Annotated in this window: 8 protein-coding genes; all 8 read left to right on the top strand. The window is 68.3% G+C overall.

The window, feature by feature from the left end; genetic code table 11:
* Nucleotides 1-47: 47 nt before the first annotated feature.
* The 8 genes from K2Z83_RS11025 to K2Z83_RS10990 all read left to right on the top strand — a co-directional run bounded on the left by K2Z83_RS11025 (nucleotide 48) and on the right by K2Z83_RS10990 (nucleotide 9,351).
* Nucleotides 48-677: a class I SAM-dependent methyltransferase gene (locus K2Z83_RS11025; protein WP_255603776.1), complete on the top strand. Its 630-nt coding sequence runs from the start codon at nucleotides 48-50 to the stop codon at nucleotides 675-677.
* A gap of 285 nt (nucleotides 678-962) precedes the next feature.
* Nucleotides 963-2,273 carry a CpXC domain-containing protein gene (locus K2Z83_RS11020; protein WP_220595231.1) on the top strand — a complete coding sequence of 437 codons (1,311 nt, stop codon included), beginning with the start codon at nucleotides 963-965 and terminating at the stop codon, nucleotides 2,271-2,273.
* 20 nt (nucleotides 2,274-2,293) lie between these two features.
* Entirely contained in the window at nucleotides 2,294-3,490 is a 1,197-nt protein-coding gene (locus tag K2Z83_RS11015; RefSeq protein ID WP_255603768.1) for a glycosyltransferase family 9 protein, read from the top strand.
* Between the two features lie 343 nt (nucleotides 3,491-3,833).
* Complete coding sequence (locus K2Z83_RS11010) at nucleotides 3,834-5,564, top strand: ABC transporter substrate-binding protein (protein WP_220595230.1); 1,731 nt, start codon at nucleotides 3,834-3,836, stop codon at nucleotides 5,562-5,564.
* 102 nt (nucleotides 5,565-5,666) lie between these two features.
* Nucleotides 5,667-6,674, top strand: coding sequence for an ABC transporter permease (locus K2Z83_RS11005; RefSeq protein WP_220595229.1), 1,008 nt, complete (start codon nucleotides 5,667-5,669; stop codon nucleotides 6,672-6,674).
* A gap of 5 nt (nucleotides 6,675-6,679) precedes the next feature.
* Nucleotides 6,680-7,576, top strand: a complete 897-nt coding sequence (nikC, locus tag K2Z83_RS11000; RefSeq protein ID WP_220595228.1) for a nickel transporter permease — start codon at nucleotides 6,680-6,682, stop codon at nucleotides 7,574-7,576.
* A gap of 149 nt (nucleotides 7,577-7,725) precedes the next feature.
* Nucleotides 7,726-8,211, top strand: coding sequence for a CBS domain-containing protein (locus tag K2Z83_RS10995; protein ID WP_255603767.1), 486 nt, complete (start codon nucleotides 7,726-7,728; stop codon nucleotides 8,209-8,211).
* A 114-nt stretch (nucleotides 8,212-8,325) separates the two neighbouring features.
* Nucleotides 8,326-9,351 carry a tagatose 1,6-diphosphate aldolase gene (locus K2Z83_RS10990; RefSeq protein WP_220595227.1) on the top strand — a complete coding sequence of 342 codons (1,026 nt, stop codon included), beginning with the start codon at nucleotides 8,326-8,328 and terminating at the stop codon, nucleotides 9,349-9,351.
* Nucleotides 9,352-9,394: the final 43 nt, after the last annotated feature.

The following is a 9,394-nucleotide window of genomic DNA, read 5'->3' as shown; positions in this document are numbered from 1 at the left end:
TGGAGGCGCGGTTCACTTGCAGCCGGCCGCTCAACAAGGAGTTCCTGTTGCGTCTCGAGAACAGTTTCCCGCCGGGCTACTTCAGCCGCTACGACGAGAGCGACGACCGCAACTTCTACCTCTACCCCCGCCTCACCGCCCACATCGACGAGCCGGCCTGCGGCGCGGTGGGCCAGATCTTCCGCGAGGAGCTGCCCCCCGACGGCCAGATCCTCGACCTCATGAGCAGCTACCACAGCCACATCCCCGCCGACCTGCCGGTGGCCCGGCTGGTCGGCCTCGGCCTGAACGAGGACGAGCTGCGGCTCAACCAGCGGCTCGATGAGCACCTCGTCCACGACCTCAACCTCACGCCGCAGCTCAGCTTCCCCGACGCCTCGTTCGACGGGGCGGTCTGCACCGTCTCGGTGCAGTACCTCACCCGGCCCGTCGAGGTCTTCGCCGAGGTGGGCCGCGTGCTCAGGCCCGGCGCGCCCTTCATCGTCAGCTTCTCCAACCGCTGCTTCCCCAGCAAAGCCGTCCACGTCTGGGTCAGCACCAGCGACAGCCAGCACATGGCCCTGGTGAAGCAGTACTTCGCCAAGGCCGACCGCTTCACCGACATCCGTGGGCTCGACCGCTCGCCGCGGCGCTGGCTGAGCGACCCGCTCTTCGCGGTGGTGGGCCGGCGGGCGTGAGCAACGTCGCTGGCGGCTGAAGCCGCGTCGCGGGGGCCTGCGGCCGACCACCCCATGCGTGGGCGGATCCAGCGTCGGCGCAGGCCGACGCCCGGCGCAACGCGCCCCCACCGGCGCGACTTCAGTCGCCAGCCGGGGGGCGCGCATGACGTTGCACATGCCCTGCGGCGGGCGGCAGGCGGTTCCCCCCAAAACTACTGGTATAATCGCGACTATTGATTATGAGTATCGTGAGGGCGTGAGGATCGTCTGCCTGCCTCCTGCCCCTGCCTCCTGGAGACGACAATGCCCCCTATCGCCCCTCAGCCGGTGCAGCTGGCGTGTCCCTCGTGCGGCACGCCCTTCAAGACCGGCATCTATACCCTGCTCGATGTGACGGAGCAGCCCGAGCTGAAGCAGGCCCTGCTCAGCGGCCAGCTGAACGTGGCCGTCTGCCCGAACTGCCAGAACGCCACCATGCTCGGCGCGCCGCTGATCTACCACGACGCCGCCAAGCAGCTCTGCCTGGTCTACTTCCCGCAGGAGCTGAACGCCGCCCCCGCTGAGCAGGAGCGCTTCATCGGCGAGGCCACGACCTTCATCATGCAGTCGCTGCCGCCAAACGCGCCGCGGGCCTACATGCTCAGCCCGCGACGCTTCCTGACCCTGCCCTCGCTGCTGGACGCCATCCTGGAGGGCGACGGGGTCTCGCGCGAGATGCTCGACGCCCAGCGCCAGCGGGTCGATCTGATCAGCCAGCTGGCCGGGGCGATCGCCGAGGGCGGCGACTTTGATGCGGTGGTCGAGGCCAACCGCGCCGAGCTGACCCCCGAGTTCTTCGCCACCCTGAGCGCCTTCATCGGCTCGACCCCGCCGAGCCAGGCCGACACGCGGGCGCTGCTGGAGCACGTGCGCGACCGGCTGGCCGATGAGTTCGGCGACATGTCGCCCGGCGCCGGGGACGACGCCGAGCTGGCCGAGGCGCTGGACCGGCTGGCCGCCGCGCCGGACGAGGACCTTGAGGCGACGGTGGCCGAGCTGCGCGCCTTCATCGACTATGGCTTCTTCGAGGCCTGGACGCAGCGGATCGAGGCGCAGGAGGCCGCCGGCGACACGGCCGAGGCCGAGCGGCTCACCGCCCGCCGCGACGCCATCCTCGCGATCGTCGAGGAGCTCGACCGCCAGGCCCAGGAGATGTTCGAGGCCGGCAGCGGCCTGCTGCGCGAGGTGCTGGAGGCGGAGGACCCGATGGCCGCCCTCCACGCCCGCGCCGAGCAGGTGAACGAGGCCTTCCTGATGGTGCTCTCGGCCAACGTCGGCGCCGCCCAGCGCGCCGGACGCGAGGACGTGGCCGAGCACCTCGACGCCATCGCCCAGGAGGCCGTCACGATCATCCAGGACCGCCTCACGCCCGAGGAGCGATTCATCAACGAGCTGCTGCTCCTCGAGACGCCCCAGGAGGCCACCCGGCTGCTGCGCAAGAGCGTGGCGAAGATCACGCCCGACTTCGTCAAGCAGCTGAACGCCCTGGCCGACCAGGAGGAGAAGCGCGGCAACAAGCCCTCCGGCGAGCGCCTGCGCCAGCTGGCCCGCGAGTCGGGGGCGATGCTCTTTTAATGTTGAATGTTGAATGTTGAATGTTGAATTGCAGGCATTCAACATTCAACATTCAACATTCAACATTTGCTATGAAGCTCCTTCTCCTCCGTATACTCGCTGCTCTGGCAAAATTAGGCGCTCGCCAAAGATCACCTATCCGCCGCGTCCTGGTGATCAAGCCCGACGCCCTGGGCGACGCGCTTCTGGCAACGCCGGCCCTGCGCGCGCTGCGCCAGGGGCTGCCCGACGCCCGGATCGCCGGCGCGGTCGGCCCCTGGTCGCGGGTGATCTGGGCGGGCAGCCCCGACCTCGATCTGCTGCACGACCTGCCCTTCCCCGGATTCAGCCGGGCGGGCGGCCCCGGCGGTGCCCTGCGGCCCTACTGGCTGCTGCTGCGCTACGCCGCCCTGCTGCGCCGCCAGGGGTACGACGCCGCCCTGCTGCTGCGCGACGACCACTGGTGGGGCGCGGCCCTCATCGCCCTGGCCGGCATCCCGCGCCGCGTCGGCCACGCCCACCCGCTCTGCGCGCCCTTCCTCACCGACGCCCTGCCCTACGACCCCGCCGAGCACGTCAGCCGGCAGAGCCTTGCGGTGGTAGAAAAAATAGCTGCTCTGCACGCTGGAAGCGTAGCTTCCAGCGTGCAGAGCAGCTATCCTCTCCGCTTCGCGCCATCGCCTGCGGATCAGGCCTGGGCCGACCGGTGGGCGGCGGCGCACCTCGCCCCCGGCGAGCGGCTGGTGGCCATCCACCCCGGCGCGAGCGGGCCGACCAAAGCCTGGCCGCCGGAGCGCTGGGCCTCCCTGGGCGACGCCCTGGCCGGGCGGGGGGGGCTGCGCGTCGTGCTCACCGGCGGGCCGGCCGAGGCGCCCCTGGCCGCCCAGGTGGCCGCCCTGATGCGCCGCCCGCCGCTCAGCGTGGCCGGGGCCACCGGCGTCGGCCAGCTGGCCGCCCTGCTTGGCCGGGCCGCCCTCATCATCGGCGGGGACACCGGCCCGCTGCACATCGCCGTCAGCCAGGGCCGCCCGAGCGTTCACCTCTTCGGGCCGAGCGACCCCGGGCGCTTCGGGCCGTGGGGCGACCCGGCCCGCAACCTGGTGCTGCGGGCCGGCCTGCCCTGCAGCCCGTGCAGCAGCTTCGACGTCTGCCCGCGCCACACCGACCCCGCCGAGTGCATGGACCGCATCCCGCTCGCCCAGGTGCTCCGCGCCGCCGACTCCCTGCTCGATATATAGGCCGGCGCCCCCCGCTGTAAAGCGTTGACGCCCCCCCGCCTATCTGCTATAATCATTAAATCTTCGTTCATTGTGACCATAGGTGTGTGCTACGTAGCACGTCGAAGCGCGGCGGGGCGGGCGTGTGGCTGCACCCAAAATCCGCCCGCCCCTGCGGATACTGTTTACAAGATTTACACATGGCCAGCGCCCTCGCCCCGCATCCTCCCGCAGCCGCAACACAATGATGTGAGCACCACACGTATGCCGCCCCGGCACCTCGCCGCGGGCGTATGCGCCAGGGGCCGCACAGCCTCCTGGTTTGCCCGCTCGTGCAGCCCCCCTATCGGAAAGGACTCGCCCCATGCGTCTAGGAGCCCTCTCGCCGAAGCGAAGCGCCGCCATCGCCCTGATCATGGCGATGCTGCTGGCGATCCTCGCCGCCTGCGGCGGCGCGCCCGCCGCGCCCGCCGCGCCGACCGCCGCACCCGCCGCAGATGCCCCCACCGCCGCGCCCGAGGCCCCCACCGCCGCGCCGGCCGCAGATGCCCCCACCGCCGCGCCCGAGGCCCCCGCCATGGCCGAGGTCAGCCGCGCAGACACCCTGATCCAGGCCCAGGACCTGACCGACATCATCACGCTCGACCCGGCCGTGGCCTACGAGTTCGGCGGCATCCTGCCCGTCGGCAATATGTACGAGACCCTGGCCTCCTTCATCCCCGGCGGGGACGGCAAGATCGTGCCGATCCTGGCCGATTCCTGGGACATTGCGAAGGACGGCGAGCAGTGGGCCATGACCTTCAAGCTCAACGCCGCAGCCAAGTTCGCCAGCGGCAGCCCCGTCACCGGCGATGATGTGATCTACTCGCTCGACCGGGCCATCCGGATCAATAAGTCGCCGGCCTTCCTGCTGATCGATGTCTGCCAGATCCCCAACGGCAGCATGAGCGCCCCCGACGCCGGCACCTTCGTGCTGAAGATCCCCGGCGAGGTCAGCCCGCAGGTCTGCCTCTCGGTGCTGACCAACTCGATCGCCTCGGTGGTCGAGAAGGCCCTCGTCCAGCCCAACGAGGGCGCCGACATGGGCGAGTCCTGGCTGAACGACCACTCGGCCGGCAGCGGCCCCTACGCACTCGCCAAGTGGGAGCGCACCGTCAGCGTCATCCTCGACGCCAACCCGAACTACTGGGGCGCGGCCCCGGCGATCAAGCGTGTGATCATCCAGAACACGCCCGACCTGACGAACCTCGTATCGTCGATCGAGACCGGCGACGTCGATATTGTTGATGGCCTCGGCGCCGATCAGATGGCCTCCCTGGAGGGGAACCCCGATATCACGCTGGTGAAGGGCCTCGATAACCAGCTCGCCTATGTCGGCATGAATGCCACCAAGGCCCCGCTGGACAACCCCGATGTGCGCGAGGCCATCCGCTACGCGATCAACTACGACGACATCGTCACCCTGCTGGGCGGCAGCGCCCAGACCGTCCAGGAGATCCTGCCGATTGGCTTCCTGGGCCACGCCGGGACGACCCCCTTCACGCAGGATATCGCCAAGGCCAAGGAGCTGCTGGCCAAGGCCGGCGTCGCCGAGGGCACCGAGATCCAGTTCACCGTGGCCACCGGCATCGGCCTCGGCGGCATTGAGTGGGCCACCCTGGCCGCCAAGATCAAGGACGACGTTGAGAAGACCGGGCTGAAGCTGACCATCCAGCAGCTGCAGGGCTCCGAGCTGCTCAAGCTCTACCGCGCCCAGGGACTCCAGATGATGCTCTACAGCTGGGGCCCGGACTTCCCCGACCCCGACACCAACGCCACGCCGTTCGCGAACTACGAGGCGAAGTCGCTGGCCTGGCGCAATGCCTGGGATGACCCCAAGGCGATCGAGATGTCGAAGGCCGCCGTGGCCGAGCTCGACCCGGCCAAGCGCGAGGTGATGTACAAGGAGCTGGTGGACTACGTCCAGCACAACGGCCCCTACGCCATGCTCTACCAGGCCACCCGCAACTTCGCCGTTCGCACGAGCGTCAAGGGCTTCATCTTCGACCCGGTCGACACCCCGTCCGAGAGCTTCTGGATCTATAGCAAGCAGTAGCGTATCGCAGACGATGGTCTGTTGGGCCTCGGCAGCGTGGCTGCCGAGGCCCAATAAACATATACCGTGTGGGGGCGGCCTGCCGCCTCCACACCCCCACCTATGACCAGATTCATCCTCCGCCGGCTTGGCGGCCTGCTCTTCGTCATGTTCGGCGTCTCGCTGCTCACCTTCTTCCTAGCCCAGATGGTGCCGATCGACCCGGTGGCAGCGGCGCTGGGTGGGAACGCCCGCGAGGATCAGATCGCCGCGTACCGCGAGCAGCTCGGCCTCGACAAGCCCGCGCCGGTGCAGTACGCGATCTATATGGGCCGGCTGTTTCGCGGCGACCTCGGCCAGTCCATCCGCACCCGCCGCCCGGTACTCGACGACCTGCGCGACTACCTGCCCGCAACGATCGAGCTCTCGCTGGCGGCCATGCTGGTCTCGGTGCTGATTGGCATACCCCTGGGTGTGCTGGCCTCGCTGCGCCGCAACTCCTGGACCGACGCACTGGCCCGCATGTTCGCCCTCGTCGGCGGCTCGATGCCGATCTTCTATATCGGCCTGCTGGCCCTGGGCGTGTTCTGGCGTCAGCTGCGCTGGCTGCCTGGCCCCGGCCGGCTCGACGCCGCGCTCAGCGCGCCGGCCCGTGTCACCGGGCTCTACACCATCGACGCGGCCCTGGCCGGGAACTGGACCGCGCTGGCCAACGCCGCCGGCCATCTGGTGCTGCCGGCCCTGGTGCTCGGCTACTTCTCCGCCGCCGTCCTCCTGCGCATGACCCGCTCGGCCATGCTTGAGGTGCTCGGCCAGGACTATGTGCGCACCGCGAAGGCCAAGGGCCTCAAGGATCGCGTCGTGGTCACGCGACACGTGTTTAAAAACGCTATGCCGCCCGTGCTCACCACCGTCGGCCTCACCTTCGGCTCCCTGCTGAGCGGGGCCGTGCTCACCGAGACGATCTTCAGCTGGCCGGGGCTCGGGCGCTACGTCACCACATCGATCACGAACCTCGACTACCCGGCGGTGATGGGCGTGACCCTGGTGGCGGCGGTCGTCTACCCGCTGGTGAACACGCTGGTGGACATCGGCTACTCGCTGATCGACCCGCGCGTGCGGATAGGTTGAGCGCTATGGCAAACACCCAGACAACTCTGAGCACGCCCGCCGCGGGCCGCGCCGGCGGCGAGCACACTCCGCTGCGCATGTTCGTGCGCCGCTTCCGCAAAGAGACGACGGCGATCATCGGGCTGGTGATCATCATCATCTTTGTGGCCCTAGCCGCCCTGGCCGGCCTGCTCAGCCCCTACCCGCCGCTGGAGCAGCATATCTCGGACAGCCTGCACGCCCCCTCGCTCGATCACCTCTTCGGCGCCGACAAGCTCGGGCGCGACGTCTTCAGCCGCATCCTGTACGGCGCGCGGATCTCGCTCTTCACCGGCCTATCGGTGGTGCTGATCGCCGCCAGCGTCGGCACGCTCATCGGCACCGTGGCAGGCTACATAGGCGGATGGTGGGACGAGGCGATCATGCGGATCACCGACATCTTCTTCGCCTTCCCTAGCCTCATCCTGGCCATGGCCATCGCCGGCGCGCTCGGGCCGAGCCTGCAGAACGCCCTGATCGCGGTCGCCGTCGTCTCATGGCCGGTCTACGCGCGGCTGGTGCGCGGGCAGGTGCTGGTGCTGCGCGACCAGGAGTTCGTCCAGGCCGCGCGGGCGATCGGCGTGGGCGACGCCGGGATCCTGCTGCGCCACATCCTGCCCAACACGCTCTCGCCGCTGCTGGTGCAGGCCAGCTTCGACATGGGCGGCACCATCCTGGCCGTCTCCGGCCTCTCGTTCATCGGCTTCGGCGCCCAGCCGCCCACCCCCGAGTGGGGCGTGATGATCAGCGAGGGCCGTAACTATATCACCGCCCAGTGGTGGCTGACCCTCTTCCCCGCCATCTCGATGCTGCTCGTCGTCACCGGATTCAACCTGGTGGGCGACGGCCTGCGCGATATCCTCGACCCGCGGCTGAATAAGTGATGGAGGGCGCACAGTGAGGGTGTGGGAGAGCTTTGCTCTCCCATAAAAAAAACTGATTGTTAGCGCGAATAAGCGCTGGGTAAACCTGGGAGCCATCAAGCCGACGAGCAAGGCTGCATACAGAATCTCTGACAGCAAGGAGGCTGATCATGAGCACGACATTCTCTTCGCCCCATGACTCTCCTCACGTGCCCGCCGAGCAAGAGGTACGCTACTGGATGCGTACGCCTGCTGTCACGATCAACCTAGCCGCGCCGCTGAGCGACGCCCTGGCGCTGATGCGCGAGCACGACGTCCGCCGCCTGCCGGTGGTGATCGACACCAGCGAGCTGCGCGGCATGATCACCCAGGGCGACATCCGCGGGGCCGATATTATGCGCGTCGCCGGCCTCGACCCGCTCGATATCGCCCAGGCCCTGCGGCACGTCAAGGTCTACGAGGTGATGACCAACGACCCGCTGACGATCACGCCCGAGACCGGGCTGCGCGAGGCGGCCATGCTCATGATCGAGAACAAGATCGGCGGGCTGCCGGTGGTCGATGATCAGAACCGGGTGCTCGGCATCATCACCGAGAGCGACCTCTTTGAGACCCTGGTGCTCCAGCTCGATAAGGCGCAGGATGATATGGCGTAGAGGAGGGATATACCCTCTCTACCGTGTCTCGCCCCAACGAGGTTCGTGTATAATCGGGAAGGGTAGGGACAGCCAACCTCGTGGTGAATCCCTCTGTACGAAGGAGTAATGTTTATGGCCAAGGTTCAGATCAGCAAAGGTAAGTTTGACGGCATCCAGGCGTGCGCCGACGCGAACGGCGTGATCGCCGCCGCCGCCATGGACCAGCGCGGGTCGCTCAAGAAGGCGATCGCCAAAGCCCGCGGCTCCGAGGTCGACGATGCGGCGCTCACCGAGTTTAAGACCTGCGTGACCCGCGTGCTCACCAAGCACTCCAGCGCCATCCTGATGGACCCGGAGTACGGCCTGCCCGCCCTTGAGCACCGCGCGCCCGGCACCGGCGTGCTGCTCGCCTACGAGAAGACCGGCTACGACGTCACGGTCAAGGGCCGCCTGCCCGACCTGCTGAGCGTCTGGAGCGTCCGCCGCCTGGCCGAGGCCGGCGCCGACGCGATCAAGATCCTGCTCTACTACAACCCCTTCGACGCCCCCGAGGTGAACGAGGTCAAGCACGCCTTTATCGAGCGGATCGGCGCCGAGTGCGCCGCCATCGATAAGCCCTTCTTCCTGGAGCCGCTGGCCTACGACGACGCGATTGGCGATGAGAAGTCCCTGGAGTTCGCCAAGGCCAAGCCCAAGTATGTCGCCGCCTACATGGCCGAGTTCTCCAAGCCGCGCTACGGCGTGGACGTGCTCAAGGTCGAGGTGCCGGTGAATGTGAAGTTCGTCGAGGGCATGAAGGTCTTCGGCGGCGAGGCGGCCTACACCCGCGAGGAGGCCAAGCAGCACTTTGTCGACGCCGCCGCCGCCTGCACCCTGCCCTTCATCTACCTGAGCGCCGGCGTCACCGACGATGTCTTCCGCGAGACGCTGGAGCTGGCCGCCGAGGCCGGCACGCCCTTCTCCGGCGTGCTCTGCGGCCGCGCCACCTGGCAGGACGGCGTCGCGATCTTTGGCAAGGAGGGCGGCCCCGCCCTCGAGGCCTGGCTCGAGGATCGCGGCGTCACCAACATCAAGGCGCTGAACGAGGTCATCGCCAAGGGCGCCAAGCCCTGGTGGACGGTCTACGGCGGCATGGACAACATCGAGGTCGTCGGCTAGCCGACGACCTCGATGCTGCCCTCTGGCGAGGGGGCACATGCTG

It is taken from the genome of Oscillochloris sp. ZM17-4, assembly GCF_019599295.1.
Classification (GTDB): Bacteria; Chloroflexota; Chloroflexia; order Chloroflexales; family Chloroflexaceae; genus Oscillochloris.
Note: the sequence above shows the minus strand (reverse complement) of the source record. Positions and strands in the feature narration are given on the sequence as shown.